The sequence below is a fragment of the Allocatelliglobosispora scoriae genome, assembly GCF_014204945.1.
Classification (GTDB): Bacteria; Actinomycetota; Actinomycetes; order Mycobacteriales; family Micromonosporaceae; genus Allocatelliglobosispora; species Allocatelliglobosispora scoriae.
The window spans coordinates 2,508,072-2,522,893 of sequence record NZ_JACHMN010000002.1; the positions used below are offsets into that span (position 1 = coordinate 2,508,072).

The window sequence follows — 14,822 nt, forward strand, 5'->3', positions numbered from 1 at the left end:
TCCACCATGGATTGGAAGCTCGAACTGGTGCCGATTCCGGTCGCCGACGTCGACCGCGCGAAGGCGTTCTACGCCGATCAGGTCGGCTTCACCGTGGACCACGACCACAACATCAACGACGAGCTGCGCATCGTCCAGCTCACGCCGCCGGGATCGGGCTGCTCGATCCTGCTGAGCAAGGGTGTCATCGACACGAAGCCCGGCTCGATCCAGAACGTGCACATCGTCGTCAACGACATCGAAACGGCCCGCGCCTCGCTCATCGAGCGAGGCGTGGACGTCAGCGAGGTGAAGAAGATGAGCCCCGAGGACGGCGGCACCTTCGTCTTCTTCAGCGACCCGGACGGCAACAGCTGGGCCGTCCAGGAGATGCGCAACCGGGTCTGACCCCGGCGGGGAGATCAGGCGGCGCCGCTGTCGGGCAGCGCCAGCCACCACGGGTTGGCCCGGGCCCACTCGATCGTCTTGGCGAGACCCTGCTCCAAGGACGTGTCGCAGCTCCAGCCGAGCTTCTCGCGGGCCTTGGTGTTGTCGGGGATGCGCCGCAGCAGGTCCTGGTACGCCGGACCGAGCTTCTCGGCCGTGTTGACCGCCACCAGGGCCTCGTCGAAACCGGTGAGCTTGGCGATCATGTTGACCGCCTCACCGACCGTGGTCTCCTGCATGTTGCCGATATTGAAGACGTCACCGACGGCATCCGGGCTCGCCGCTGCGAGCAGGGTGCCGTCGATGGCGTCGGCGATGTAGGTGAAGCTGCGGGTCTGCTGCCCCTCGTCGTAGACGACCGGTGCGAGCCCGTTGAGCGCCCGGTGCACCGTGCGACTGACCACATAGGCCGGCCGCTGCCGGGGGCCGTACGCGTTGAAGTAGCGCACCACCGTGGCGGCGAGCCCGTGCTGCCGGGCGAAGGCGAAGGTGAGGTGCTCGCTCAGCGCCTTGCTCGACGAGTAGGTCCAGCGGTCCGCCGTCGTCGGCCCGAGGACCCGGTCGTCCTCCTCCCGCCACGGCACGGCCGGGTTCTTGCCGAAGACCTCGCTCGTGCTCGCCACCACGACCCGGGTGCCGGCGACGGTGGCGAGGTCGAGCACGTTGCGGGTCCCGGTGAAGTTGATGTCGATGACGTCGAGCGGGCGGGCCAGGTACTGATCCACCCCGACGACGGCGGCGAGGTGGTAGACGACATCCACCCCGGACCGGATCACCTCGGCGAGGCGGACGGTGTCGCGGATGTCGCCCGAGACGAAGCGCGCGTGCTCGCGAGCGAGCGCCTGATCCGCCGGTGGCGCCACGCCATCGAAGATGGTCACCTCGTCGCCCTGGGCGATGAGCCGTTCCACCAGGTGGCTGCCGATGAAACCGCAGCCGCCGGTGACCACTACTCGGGACACGCTCACCGTCCGATTCCTCGATAGTTGTAACCCAGCCCGCGCAGCATCGAGATCTTCTCCTTGGAGTAGTAGGCCCGCCCGTCGAGGATCGAACACGAGTCGGCGACGGGCAGCGCGGCGAAGTCGATGGCCTCGAACTCCCGATGGTGGGCCAGGATGGCGAGGCAATCGGCACCCTTCACCGCCTCGTCGAGGGTGGCCGCGGGCAGGATGCCCAGCAGCGCCTTCGCCTGATCCGGGTCGACGAGCGGGTCGTGCGCGCGTACGGTGACGCCCGCCTTGACCAGCGCCGCGATGACACCGAGCGTCGGGGTGGCCCGCAGGTCGCCCGTGTTGTTCTTGAAGGCCAGGCCCAGCACCGCGACCGTCGCCGTGGCGGGGTCCTTTCCGGCCTCGGCGAGCTGGTCGAGGATGAGCTGCGCCGTGTAGTCGGGCATCCCCGCGTTGACCTCGCGGCCGACCCGGGTGGTGTGGATCTCCAGGCCCTTACGGCCCGCCGACTGCCAGACCATCCACGGATCCTTGGTGAGGCAGGAGCCGCCCACCCCGACGCTCGGCGTGAGGATGTTGACGTTGCCCTTGCCCTTGGGGATGGAGTTCGCCGCCGAGATGACGTCGAGCACGTCCACGTCGAAGAGCGCGCAGAACTTCGCGAGCTCGTTGGCGAGCGCGATGTTCAGGTCGATCCACCAGTTGTCGGCGAGCTTGATGATCTCGGCGGCCTCCGAGGAGTCCTGCGGGATCACGCGGACGTTGAGGGCCTGCTTCCAGAACTCCGCCGCGATCGCGGTGCACTCGGGAGTCAGGCCGCCCACGACGATGGGGAAGGTGCGCAGCTCGGCCAGGGCGGTGCCCTCGGCGAGCCGCTCCGGCGTGAAAGCCAGGTGGAAGTCGGTGCCGGCGGTCAGCCCGCTCGCCTCCAGCAGCTCGCGGACCAGGCCCTTGGTCGTCCCGGGCGGCACGGTGCTCTTCAGCACGATGAGCTGCCCGGCCCGGATGTACCTCGCCAGCGACTCCGACGCGCCCCGCAACTGGCGGTCGGCGAGTGATCCGTCGTCGTTCACCGGCGTACCGACGGCGATCAGGACCACATCGGCGGCCGAGATCGCCGCGTAGTCGGTGGTGACGCGCAGCTTGCCGCTGGCGATCACGGGAAGGATCGTCTCGCTCAGCTCGGCCTCGCGGAATCGACAGTAGCCGTTGTTCAATTCATCGATCAGGCGGGAATCGGCATCGACGCCGACGACATCCAGCCCTCGGTCGGCGAGCGTCGCGGCTATGCACGACCCGACGTATCCCAGGCCGATCACGGCGACGGTCCTGAACTCCTGCACGATTGGCTCCATTGGCTCGTCGGGGTCGTGTCGTGAGCGCTCGATCGACGTTTGCGGGCGGCGTTGGGAACGGGCCGTCATCGCCCGCCGGAGCCCAGGCGGTCAGCGACCCGCTCCATGCCCGTCGTCGCCAGGCGCAGCCGCGCGCTCCTGACACGACATCTGCGTCCATCGTTGATCTCGGCCCATCCGGTCGCATCTCCCACGTTGCGGATGGGCTGACTCACGAATCGGTTTCTCGCGAGTTGCCACAGGTCACAAGCCTCTCGGTTGCGCATTCGAGGAGGTGCGCCGGGCAATTGACGTGATCATGCTTGGCGATGTCGTCGCGTCAGGAGCGACGGCTCGCGAGCGGTAGAGGGCTGGATCATCCAAGGGCCGCAGTCATCGACGGCAGCGCCCACCGGTAGCGGCCAGGGTCGTGGACGCAGGTGGAACATCCGGTCCTTCGCTCGCCTTCCACCTGCGGAGGAGATCCATGGCCACCAGCGGCAATGTCACCGTCACGGACGCCGACTACCTGCGGCTCATCATTCACGGTACGACCGCCTTCGAGCTGCTGCGGACAGGGCTGGAGTTCGACCTCTTCGAGCGCCTGGAGAAGGCCGGCGGGATGGACCTCGCCGAGGTCGCCGCGGCGATCGGCGTCGAGGAGCAGCCCGCGCGCGTACTCCTGCTCGGGTTGACCTCCATCCTGCTGTTGGAGAAGCAGGGCGACAAGTACGTCAACAGCGCCATGGCGAAGCGGAAGCTGCTGCGCGAGGGCGAGCGCTTCCTCGGACCGCTGATCGACATCCAGGCGAAGATCATCAATGCCAGCCTCGTCGACTTCGCCGAGTCCATGCGCCAGAACACCAACGTCGGCCTGCGCCACGTCCAGGGCGAGGGCACCACCCTCTACGAGCGGCTCGTCTCCACCCCGGATCTGCAGAAGGTCTTCTACGACAACATGGGCGACGCGTCGGCACGGGCCTTCGCGCAGATCCTGGACCGCTACGACTTCTCCGGATCCCGCCGGGCGATCGACATCGGCGGCGGTGACGGGACCAACAGCCTGGAGCTGGCCCGCCGTTACCCCGAGCTGTCGGTGACCGTCTTCGACCAGGAGAGTGTCACCCGCCTCGCAGCCGACCGCATCGAGGACCCAGATCTGCGCCGCCGCGTCACCTTCCACCCCGGTGACCTCTTCGAGACCCCTCTGCCGACCGGTGCCGACACGATCCTCTTCTTCCACATCTTCGAGATCTGGTCGCTGGAGCGCAACACCGAGCTGCTGCGCAAGTGCTACGAGGCGCTGGAGCCCGGCGGGGTCTGCCTCGTCTACAACTTCGTCTCCAACGACGAGGGCACCGGCTCGATGAGCGCCGGGCTCGTCTCGCCGTACTTCCTGGCGCTCGCCTCCGGTGAGGGCATGACCTACTCCCCCAACGACATGGAGAAGTCGGTCCGCGACGCCGGGTTCACCGAGGTCGAGCGTTATCAGGACATGGGCTTCAGCCACACCCTCGTCGTCGGCCGCAAGACCGCCGCTCCGTCCGGGCGGTAACGGCGATGACCAACCCCGAACCCATCGCCATCATCGGGATGGCCTGCCGCTTCGCCGGCGGCATCGACTCTCCGGCACAGTTCTGGGAGTTGCTGCGGTCCGGCCGCGACACCATCGGCGTCCTGCCCGACCAGCGCTGGGACTGGTACGCCACCCAGGGCCGCGAGCACGCAGCCGCCGTCCGCGACGTGACCAGGAGCGGTGCCTTCCTCGACGACGTCAAGGGCTTCGACGCGGACTTCTTCGACATCACCCCGCGCGAGGCGGCCCTGATGGACCCCCAGCAGCGGATCATCCTCGAACTCTCCTGGGAGGCGTTGGAGCACGCCGGCATCCCGCCCCGCGATCTCGGCGGGACCGATACCGGCGTCTTCATCGGGGTTGGCTCGGACGACTACGGACGGCGGCTCCTGGAAGACCTGCCGTCCATCGAGGCGTGGACGGGGATCGGCGGCGCCTACTGTGCCGTCGCCAACCGCGTCTCCTACGCGCTGGACCTGCACGGGCCGAGCGTCGCGGTCGACACCGCCTGCTCGTCGTCGCTCGTCTCGATTCACCTTGCGGCACAGGCGCTGCGGGCCGGCGAGTGCCCGGTGGCGCTCGCCGGCGGCATCCTGGTGATGACCGCACCGGGACTCTCGCTCGTGCTCGACTCGGCGGGGGCCACCTCGCCCGACGGGCGCAGCAAGTCCTTCGACGCGAGCGCCGACGGCTACGGCCGGGGCGAGGGCGGCGGCGTGGTCGTGCTCAAGCGGCTCGCCGACGCCCGCCGCGACGGGGACCCCGTTCTCGCGGTGCTGCGGGGCAGCGCGGTGCACCAGGACGGGCGTACCAACGGGATCATGGCGCCCAACGGCGAGGCGCAAGCGCACCTGATGCGCCGGGCCTACGCCGCGGCCGGGATCGACCCGGCCACGGTCGGCTACGTCGAGGCGCACGGCACCGGCACCCGCGTCGGGGACCCGCTGGAGGCGGGGGCGATGACCGCGGTCTTCGCCCCCGGCCGGGCCGCCGACCAGCCGTGCCTCATCGGCTCGGTCAAGCCCAACATCGGTCACCTGGAAGCGGGTGCGGGCATCGCCGGTGTCATCAAGACGGTGCTCGCGCTGCGGCACCGGGAGATCCCGCCCAGCCTCAACTTCACCACCCCCAACCCGGCGATCCCGTGGGACACCGCCGGGTTGAAGGTCGTCACCGAGGTCACCCCGTGGCCGGAGCTCTCCGGCACCCGGCGGGCCGGTGTCTCCGGCTACGGCTACGGCGGCACCATCGCGCACGTCATCCTGGAGCAGGGCGACCCGATCCGGGTGGTCGCCGACGCGGAGGAGCCCCGATCGGCGCTCTACCCGCTCTCCGGTGCCACGCCCGCCGCGATCTCCGATTACGCGGGGAGCCTGGCGGATCTGCTCGACGCCGACGACAGCATCCGCACCTCGGACGTGGGGCACACGCTGGCGCACCGGCGTACCCACCTGGCTCATCGGGCCGCCGTCTTCGCCGCGGACCGCGACCAGCTCGTCGCGGGCCTGCGGGAGCTGGCCGCGAGCGGCGGTGCCGCGGCGACCGGCAGCGTCGTCCCGGCCGGGAAAGGGCTGGTCTGGCTCTTCTCCGGACATGGATCACAGTGGACGGGGATGGCCCGCGAGCTGCTCGCGACCGACCCGGTCTTCGCCGGGGTGATCGACGATCTGGAACCGATCTTCCTCGGGGAGCTCGGCATCTCGCCCCGGACGACGATCGGTGACGACGCGCCGCAGCCGGTCGACGTCATCCAGCCGATGATCTTCGCGGTGCAGGTGGGGCTCGCCGCCGTCTGGCGCTCCGTCGGCCTGCGGCCCGACGCGGTGATCGGCCACTCCGTTGGCGAGATCGCGGCGGCCGTCACCGGCGGCATCCTCACCCTGGAGCAGGGTGCCCGGCTCGTCTGCCGCCGGTCGCTGCTGCTGCGCGAGGTCGCCGGTCGGGGCGCCATGGCGATGGTCAGCCTGCCTCCGGCCGAGGCCGAGCAGCGCCTCGGCGACCGGCGGGACGTGGTCGTGGCGGTCGCCGCGTCGACCAGCTCCGCGGTGCTCTCCGGCGACATCGAGGCGATCCGCACGGTGAGCGAGAAGTGGGCGGCCGACGGCATCGGCGTCCGCGCGGTCGACTCGGACGTCGCCTTCCACAGCCCGCAGATGGACCCGCTCCTCGATGCTCTCGCCACCGCCGTGGCGGACCTGACACCGAGCGCCGCGGCCATCCCCGTCTACACCAGCGCGCTCCCGGATCCCCGGTCCACGGCACCGCGCGACGGCGCCTACTGGGCCACCAACCTCGGCGGGCAGGTGCGCTTCGCGCAGGCGATCACCGCCGCGGCCGAGGACGGTTACCGGCTCTTCCTGGAGGTCTCGCCGCACCCCGTCGTGGAGCACTCGGTCAACGAGACTCTCGACGAGCTCGGCATCGGCGGCACTTACGCCACGCACTCGCTGCGGCGCCGCAAGCCCGAGCGGGAGACCCTGCTCGGCAACCTCGGCCTGCTGCACTGCCACGGCGCGACGGTCGACTGGTCGGCGATCTGGCCCGAGGGCCGACTCGCCGAGCTGCCGAGGACGGCGTGGCAGCACAAGCCGCACTGGGCCGACGAGCCGGTGGGACGCTCCTTCCTCACCGAGCAGCACGATGTCGAGAGCAACACCCTGCTCGGCGGTCGGATCAACGTCCACGGCACCACCCCGGCACAGGCCTGGCTCACCTATCTGGACCGGGATTCCCGGCCCTACCCGGGCGACCACCCGGTCCGCGAGGTGGAGATCATCCCGGCGGCGGTGCTGCTCAACACCTTCGTCTCGGCCGCCGCTCGGGCCACGTCCTGGCCCGACCTGACCGATGTCACGCTGCGGGTGCCGGTCAGCGTCATGACCCCTCGATATCTGCAGGTCGTGCTCCAGGACGGCACGATCCGGCTCTCCTCCCGGATCGCCGACGACGAGGCCGACGACAAGGGCTGGGTCACCAACACCCTCGCCGCCGTCGAGCCGCACACCGGGGTGGAGTCGCTGCGGCGCATGGAGCTCGGCGCCGACGAGGAGCTCCCCGTGGACCACGTCGTGTCCCGGCTCGCCACCCTCGGCGTCGCCGCGATGGGGTTCCCCTGGACGGTGGAGCGCATCCAGCGCGGTGCGGACACACTGCTCGCGACGGTCCGCGCCGACCCGCACGCCGACGGCGAGCCCGCCAACTGGGCCTCGATCCTCGATGCCGCGCTCTCCGCGGCGTCGGTCGTCTTCCCCGGTCCGCCGATCCTGCGGATGCCCGCGCACATCCAGCGCGTCACGCTGTCGCCGGTGCCACCGGCGAGGGCCCGGATCGGCGTACGCATCGCGGGCGACGACACCGTCGACGTCGAGATCACGGACCTCTCCGGCGCTGTCGTGGGTGTGCTGTCGCGGCTTCGGTACGGCGTGCTCGACAGCGATGTCGGTGCGGTCACCAGCCCGCGCCGACTCGTCCACGAGCTCGTCTGGCGCCCCGCCGATCGGGTCGAGGCGGCACCGCCCGCGGGCATCGTGCTCGTCGGCCCGGACACCGGGCTCCTCGGCAGGCTCGCCGAACGGCTCGGCGGCGGCGGGATCGCCCATCGTGTCGTCAGGGACCCGGCCGAGCTGCAGGCGGACGAGCTCCGCAGCGACCACGCGATCGTGGTGGTGCCGAGCCTCGCCGGTGCCGCCGACGAGGCCGCCACCGCGGCGTCCTGGCTGCTGGCCCGGACCGCGCAGCGGCTCGCCGGTGCCGGGCTCGCCAACCCGGCCCGGCTCTGGTGCGTCACCCAGGGGGTGCGGGAGAGCGCCGAGGAGCGCTCGCTCGGCCACGCGGCGCTCTGGGGACTGGGCCGGATCGTCGGCGGTGAGCACCCCGAGTTCTGGGGCGGCACCGTCGACATCGGAGAGTCTCCGCTCGACGTGCCGGCGCTCATCGGGGTGCTGAGCTCCGTACGCGGCGAGGATGTCATCACCGTCCGCGAGGGCGAGCCGAGCGTGGCCCGCCTGCACCACCTCACCGGCGATCCGGTCCGGCCGCCGATGACCTGCCAGCCCGACGGCACCTATCTGATCACCGGCGGGCGGGGCGTCCTCGGTTTCGCGGTGGCGCACTGGCTGGCGGACCGGGGGGCGCGGCGGATCGTGCTCGCCGGGCGCCGGGCGCTGCCGTCCCGCGATGTCTGGGACGAGGTCACCGACCCCGGTGAGCTGGCCCAGATCTCCTCGATCCGCTCGCTGGAGCGGCTCGGCGTCACGGTCGTGACCGTCGCGGTGGACATCGCCGACGCGGCCGAGGCGAAACGGGTGCTCTCCGCCGCCGCGCTGGGACTGCCACCGATCCGGGGTGTCGTGCACGCCGCCGGCGTCCTTGACAACCGTACGCTGCAGACGCTCGACGAGGAGTCGCTGCGGACGGTGTTGCGGCCCAAGGTGACCGGCGCGCTCGTGCTGCACCGGCTCTTCCCGCCCGGCAGCCTCGACTTCCTGGTGCTCTTCTCCTCCAGCGGCCAGCTCCTGGGCCTGCCGGGCCAGGCGAGCTACGCGGCCGGGAACGCCTTCCTCGACGCGCTCGCCGCACATCGGCGGGCGGCCGGGGACACCGGCACGACGAGCTTCGGCTGGACATCGTGGCGCGGGCTGGGCATGTCCACCTCGTCGGCGGTGATCGACGCGGAGCTGGCGGCACGGGGCACCGCCGACATCAGCCTCACCGAGGCGTTCGGCGCCTGGGAGCTGGCCGAGCGCCACGACCTGAGCTACGCCGCGGTGCTGCGGGTCCTCCCGCTGGAGCCCGGCGACCGGCGCCCGCCACTGCTCAGCGAGGTGCCGGCGGATGCACCCACCGGTGCTGTCGTGACCGAATCGGCGTCCTCGCCGTGGCTCGGGCTGGACCCGCACGAGCAGCACGCCTACCTCGCCGGGGAGATCAGCAGCCAGGTCGCGGCCGAGACGAGGCTCGCCGCGGCCGAGGTCGACCCGCGACGGCCCCTGGTCGAGATGGGGATCGACTCGGTCATGACGGTCCGGATCCGGCTCGGGCTGGAGCGGCGCTTCCGGCTGCGGCTGCCCGCGACGCTCTTCTGGGACCGGCCCACGATCGAGGCGATCGCGTCACTCCTCGCGGAGCGGCTCGCCCTCAGCGCGGAGGCCGATCTCGCCGGGCAGGGAGCTTCCCGATGATCATCGACGGCGTGGTGCCCTGGCCGGAGGAGGTCGCCGACGGATACCGGAAGGCGGGCTGCTGGCAGGGCAAGCCGCTCGGCTCGCTCCTGTGGGAGTGGGCGCAGCGGTGGGGGGACCGGGTCGCCGTCGTCGACGGCGAGCACCGGCTCACCTACCTCGACCTGGCGCTGCGCGCCGACAGCCTCGCCGAGCGGTTCGCCGCTCGGGGGCTCGGCCACGGTGACACGGTCCTCGTGCAGCTCCCCAACTGCTGGGAGTTCGTCGCCGTCACGATGGCGTGCTTCCGCATCGGCGTCGTGCCGGTGATGATGCTGCCGCCGCACCGGGAGTACGAGCTGGGCTCCATCGGGACCCATGTCCGGGCGAAGGCGATCATCGTGCCCGACACCTGGAAGGGCTACGACCACCAGGACCTGGCGCACCGGGTCGCGGCGACGCTGCCCGACCCGGCCCTGGTGCTCGTGGTCGGCGACGAGGTGCACGGCGAGAGCATCGACGTGCGGGGGCTCATCGACCACGACGGCGACCCCGGTCCGCGGCGGCGGCTGCTCGACGAGTGGGCACCGGCCGGGTCGGATGTCGCGCTCTTCCTCCTGTCCGGGGGGACCACCGGCGTACCGAAGGTGATCAGCCGGACGCACGACGACTACGCGTACAACATCCGGCGGGTCGTGCGGGCGTGCGACTTCGACCTGGACACGGTCTACCTCGCCGTGCTCCCGGCCGGGCACAACTTCCCGCTCGCCAACCCCGGCATCCTCGGCGCGCTGCACGCCGGGGGCCGGGCGGTCCTGCTCCCCTCGCCCCGGCCGGAGCCCGTCTTCGCCGCGATCGAGGCTGAGCGGGTCACCGCCACGTCGGCGGTCCCGGCCGTGGCGATCACCTGGGCCGAGGCCGCCGCGAACAGCACGCGCGACCTGAGCAGCCTGCAATATGTCCACATCGGAGGATCAACGCTCGCGCCCGAGACCGCCGCGCGCATCGGTCCGGCCCTCAACTGCAAGATCCAGCAGGTGTACGGGATGGCTGAGGGCCTGATCTGCTACACCCGGACCGACGCGCCGGACGAGATCGCCCACTCGACCCAGGGCACCCCGATCAGCCCCCTCGACGAGCTGCTCGTCGTCGGGCCGGACGGCCTGGCGGTGGCCCCCGGCGAGATCGGGGAGCTGCTCACCCGGGGCCCCTACACGCCGCGCGGATATGTCGGCGTTCCGGCCCAGAACAGCGTCTCCTTCACTCCCGACGGCTGGTTCCGCACCGGTGACCTGGTGCGGATCACCGCCGAGGGCAACGTCGTCGTCAGCGGCCGGGTGAAGGACCTGATCAACCGAGGTGGCGAGAAGATCTCGGCCGGCGAGATCGAGACCCTGGTCCAGGAGCTGCCCGAGGTGGCGGAGGTGGCCGCGGTGCCGCTGCCCGATCCGATCGTCGGCGAGCGGGTCTGCGTCTTCGTCAGCCTGCACCCCGGCCGAGAGCTGACGCTGGCCGGAGTCGCCGCCGCCCTCACCGACCGGGGCGTGGCGGCATTCAAGATCCCGGAACGCCTGGAGGTACTGCCCGACCTCCCGCACACCCCCATCGGCAAGCCCGACAAGAAGGTGCTGAGCCTGCTGCTGACCGGAGGTGAGGGTCCGGCGGCAGCCCCCGGGTCGCCCTAACCGGCCGACCCCCGGAGGGCCGCCGCCGCTCTACCGCCGGCGGCCCTCCGCCCACTCCCTTCCCTCTCCATCTCCATATTCGCGTTGATCAAGGGAAGACTCACCATCCCGGGTGTCCGGTATGCGGCGAGTCTTCCCTTGATCAACGCGAATATGGAGGGGCTAACCGCGGGCGGTGAGGACTTTCGTCAGGAGACTTATGAACTCCTCGGGGTGGGTGACGTAACCTACGTGGCCGCCGGGGAAGTCCAGGATCTCGGTGCCCACCCACTCGGCCAGGACCTGGTTGGGCCAGTACGGGAAGTCGCCGCGCGAGGTGGTGCCACCGGCGAGGACGAGCTTCTCCGCCGCCGCGCACAACCGTTCCCGGTCGGGCAGGTAGGCGGGGTAGGTCCGGATCTCGTGCTCGAACCAGAACGGCTGGTTGCCACGGATCCGCTCCAGCATCTCGGCGAGCTGGTGCGGCGACTGCGCGGTGTTCTCCGGCGCCTTCGTCGGGGTGCCCATCCCCATCTTGTTGCGGAACATCTGCCGCCCCGCCTCGATCCCGGCGGCCCGGTAGACGATGTAGAGGTCCTCGTAGAAGCGCAGCCACTCCTGCGCGTCGGGCAGGATCGAGGCGAGCGGCGGCTCGTGCGCGATGAGCGTACGCAGCCGCTGCGGCGCCCGTTCCAGCATCGCCAGCGCGACGATCGCCCCGGAGCTGCTGCCGAAGGCGTGCGCCGTCGCCGCGCCCACGTGGTCGAGGAGCCGGACGGCGTCGTCGGCGTCCATCGCGACGCGGTCGGCGTCCACGAACGGCTCGTGCTGCGGGCTGCGGGAGAAGCCGCGCCGGTCATAGGTGACCACGGTGTAAGAATCGGCGAGCGCGTTCGCCACCGGCCCGAAGGGCGCCGCGTCCCCGTTACCGGTGGGGATGATCAGAAACGTGGGGCCGGACCCGCGTACCTCGAAATAGAGGCTGGCGCCCGGGACATCGAGCATGTCGGTGTTGATTCTGTGCATCGGTCCTCCAGGTCACTGCGCACGCCGTCGCATCGTCACAGCCGCAGGCGGCCACGGCACCTCTTCGATTGCCGAGGGCCGCAGCGGCCCTGCCCGGAGCGGGTGCCGCGGTGGCGAACCGGCATCCGGGGAGAAGCGGGACCCGAGTGCCAGTCAATAGGCTCCGACCCATGTTCAGATGTCGGGTTTGTGGCGGCAAGGTGCAGGAATTCGTCGACCTGGGGCGCCAACCCACGGCGAATGGATTCCTCCTGCCGGAGGAGGTCGACCGGGAGTTCTTCTTCCGGCTCGCGGTGGGCGTGTGCGAGCTCTGCACGATGGTGCAGCTCCTGGAGGAGGTGCCGCAGGACCTCCGCTACCACGGGAGTTACCGCTACCACGCGTCCGGCTCGGCGAGCCACCGCGAGCACTTCGCGGCGAACGCGCGGCGCTTCATGGCGACCGAGCTCACCGGTGCGGACCCCTTCATCGTGGAGATCGGCTGCAACGACGGCGTGATGCTCTCCACGATCGCCGCGGCGGGCGTCCGCCACCTCGGTGTCGAACCGTCGGCCAACGTGGCGGAGCTGGCCCGCGCCAAGGGCGTGACGGTGCTGAGCGAGTTCTTCGACCAGGCGACCGCGACCGCGATCCGGGCCGAGCACGGCCCCGCCGATGTCATCTTCGGTGCCAACACGATCTGCCACATCGCCCACATCGGCTCGGTCTTCCAGGGCATCGACGCGCTGCTCGGCCCGAACGGCGTCTTCATTTTCGAGGAGCCCTACCTCGGCACGATCGTCGAGGGCAACGCCTTCGACCAGATCTATGACGAGCACGTCTTCTACTTCAGCGTCACCTCGGTGCAGGCGATGGCGGAGCACTTCGGCTTCGATCTGGTCAACGCCGAGCACATCGCGATGCACGGCGGCGAGATCCGCTACACGCTGGCCCGCAAGGGTGCCCGCAAGCCGGCCGCCGCCGTCAACGAGCTGCTCGCCGACGAGCTGACCCGCAACCTCTCGGAGCCCGAGACCTTCGCCCAGTTCGGCCGCAACGTCGAGCGCATCCGGCACGACCTGCTCGCGGTCCTCAACAAGATCAAGAGCGATGGCAAAACCGTCGTCGGGTACGGCGCACCGGGCAAGAGCTCGACCGTGACGAATTACTGCGGGATCGGCACCGACCTGGTGCCCTTCGTCTGCGATTCCACCCCGGCGAAGCAGGGACACCTGGTGCCCGGCTCGCACCTGCCGGTCCGCCCGCCGACCGCCTTCGCCGACCCCTACCCCGACTACGCCCTGCTCTTCGCGTGGAACCACGCCGAGGAGATCATGGCGAAGGAGCAGGCGTTCCGCGACGCGGGCGGCGAGTGGATCCTCTTCGTCCCCGAGGTCCGCGTCCTCTGATCCCCGCGGAACGGGTGCCCCGCGGTCCTGGCGGGGCACCCGTTCGGTCAGCAGGTCTGGAGTCGGCAGGGATACCGACCACTCTGGATTTCGCGCTAGCGTTCTCGCCGTGGCCGGGCATGTCTTCATCAGCTACAGCCGGAGAGACGGCACCTACGTGCGTCGGCTCGTGGACCATCTGCGGTCCGCCGGGGTCGAGGTCTGGCTGGACGGCGACGGGATCGACTACGGCGATCGCTGGGCCACCGTCATCTCCGAGCGGGTCGACACCAGCGCGGTGTTCGTCCCGGTGATGAGCCCGGCGAGCGAGGGCTCCGAGTGGGTCGAGCGGGAGCTGGTCCGCGCTCAGGACGGCGGCCGTCCGATCATGCCGATCCTGCTGTCCGGCCGCCCGTTCTTCCGGCTCAACGCCACCCAGTTCGAAGACGTCACCGGCGACCGCATGCCGCAGGACCGGTTCGTCGCGAAGCTGCGAACGCTGGCTCCGGCGGCCGACAGCGCCCCGCAGGTGCCGGCTCGGCCGGCACCTGCGGTGACGCCGCGCCGGAGCCGGCCGAGCACCCCGACGACCACTGCCGCCCCGACCGCCGGCCGGCTCGGTGCTCGGCTGGTGTGCGGCCTCGCGCTGGCGCTGAATCTCGCCGCCGCGATCGGGCTCGGCGTCGGTCACATCCCGGTCGGCCTCAGCACGGCCTGGCTCGGTGCGGTGCTCCTCGGCGGCACGATTCTCGCGCTGACGGGCCTCCGGCATTTCGATCATGTATTTCCAGGTGTGTGGGCCGTGGCCCTCGGCCTCGTCATCCTGCTCGTGACCATCGTCCCGCCGGCGCCGTGGCCCGCGCCGACCAGCACCGGCGACATCATCGCGCGGGTCATCGGCGGGCTCGTGGCGCTGCTCGGCCTCGTCAGCGTGTGGGCGGAAGGCTTACCGCTGTGGGTGGTCTTCGACGGCGACGACCTCATCGGCCTGTGCCTCGGCGGCATCAGCGTGGCGGCCGCCGTCGCCGTGTTCATGCCGCGAGGCACCACCGAGGCGACGGTGCTCGTCCTGTTCGGCATGGTGCTGACGGTCAACCTGCGCGCCACCGGACGGACCCGGCTGCTGGTCGGATCTGCCGCACTCGTCGCAGCCGCAGGCCTGCTGACGGACCTGCTGATCGGCGGCTGGCCCGGACTCTCGGTACTGTGGCCCGGCATCGGCACCACCCTGCTGGCAACGGCTGCCATCACCCGGATGATCACCGCGCCGCTTGGAAGCGGAAGATCCGACCCTTCCCAGCCATCACGATAGGTTCT

9 protein-coding genes are annotated in these 14,822 nt (G+C 70.7%); 6 read left to right on the plus strand and 3 right to left on the minus strand.

Annotated elements, in window-relative coordinates; all coding sequences use genetic code 11:
- Window positions 1-6: 6 nt before the first annotated feature.
- On the plus strand, window positions 7-387 hold the full coding sequence (locus tag F4553_RS16865; RefSeq protein ID WP_184837124.1) for a glyoxalase superfamily protein: 381 nt from the start codon (window positions 7-9) through the stop codon (window positions 385-387).
- Window positions 388-401: 14 nt separating this feature from the next.
- Here F4553_RS16865 and F4553_RS16870 read toward each other — a convergent pair whose 3' ends face one another.
- Complete coding sequence (locus tag F4553_RS16870; RefSeq protein WP_184837126.1) at window positions 402-1,394, minus strand: NAD-dependent epimerase/dehydratase family protein; 993 nt, start codon at window positions 1,392-1,394, stop codon at window positions 402-404.
- Window positions 1,391-2,722, minus strand: a complete 1,332-nt coding sequence (locus tag F4553_RS16875) for a nucleotide sugar dehydrogenase (RefSeq protein WP_312875242.1) — start codon at window positions 2,720-2,722, stop codon at window positions 1,391-1,393. The genes F4553_RS16870 and F4553_RS16875 overlap by 4 nt, the downstream gene beginning before the upstream one ends.
- A 478-nt stretch (window positions 2,723-3,200) precedes the next feature.
- Here F4553_RS16875 and F4553_RS16880 point away from each other — a divergent pair, with 478 nt between their 5' ends.
- Genes F4553_RS16880 through F4553_RS16890 form a run of 3 tightly spaced genes read left to right on the plus strand, consistent with a single transcriptional unit; the run spans window position 3,201 to window position 11,133 of the window.
- Window positions 3,201-4,268, plus strand: coding sequence for a methyltransferase (locus tag F4553_RS16880; RefSeq protein ID WP_184837130.1), 1,068 nt, complete (start codon window positions 3,201-3,203; stop codon window positions 4,266-4,268).
- 5 nt (window positions 4,269-4,273) lie between these two features.
- Complete coding sequence (locus F4553_RS16885) at window positions 4,274-9,469, plus strand: type I polyketide synthase (protein WP_184837132.1); 5,196 nt, start codon at window positions 4,274-4,276, stop codon at window positions 9,467-9,469.
- The gene (locus F4553_RS16890; RefSeq protein ID WP_184837134.1) at window positions 9,466-11,133 is read left to right on the plus strand and encodes a (2,3-dihydroxybenzoyl)adenylate synthase; all 1,668 of its coding nucleotides are present in this window, start codon (window positions 9,466-9,468) and stop codon (window positions 11,131-11,133) included. The genes F4553_RS16885 and F4553_RS16890 overlap by 4 nt, the downstream gene beginning before the upstream one ends.
- A 162-nt stretch (window positions 11,134-11,295) precedes the next feature.
- On the opposite strand, the gene F4553_RS16895 is transcribed toward F4553_RS16890, so the two are convergent.
- Window positions 11,296-12,138 carry an alpha/beta hydrolase gene (locus F4553_RS16895; protein WP_184837136.1) on the minus strand — a complete coding sequence of 281 codons (843 nt, stop codon included), beginning with the start codon at window positions 12,136-12,138 and terminating at the stop codon, window positions 11,296-11,298.
- A gap of 170 nt (window positions 12,139-12,308) precedes the next feature.
- Between F4553_RS16895 and F4553_RS16900 the strand changes: the two genes are divergently transcribed.
- On the plus strand, window positions 12,309-13,526 hold the full coding sequence (locus tag F4553_RS16900) for a class I SAM-dependent methyltransferase (RefSeq protein ID WP_184837138.1): 1,218 nt from the start codon (window positions 12,309-12,311) through the stop codon (window positions 13,524-13,526).
- A gap of 109 nt (window positions 13,527-13,635) precedes the next feature.
- Window positions 13,636-14,817 (plus strand): toll/interleukin-1 receptor domain-containing protein, encoded by a 1,182-nt coding sequence (locus F4553_RS16905; RefSeq protein ID WP_184837140.1) that lies wholly within the window; start codon window positions 13,636-13,638, stop codon window positions 14,815-14,817.
- Window positions 14,818-14,822 lie beyond the last annotated feature (5 nt).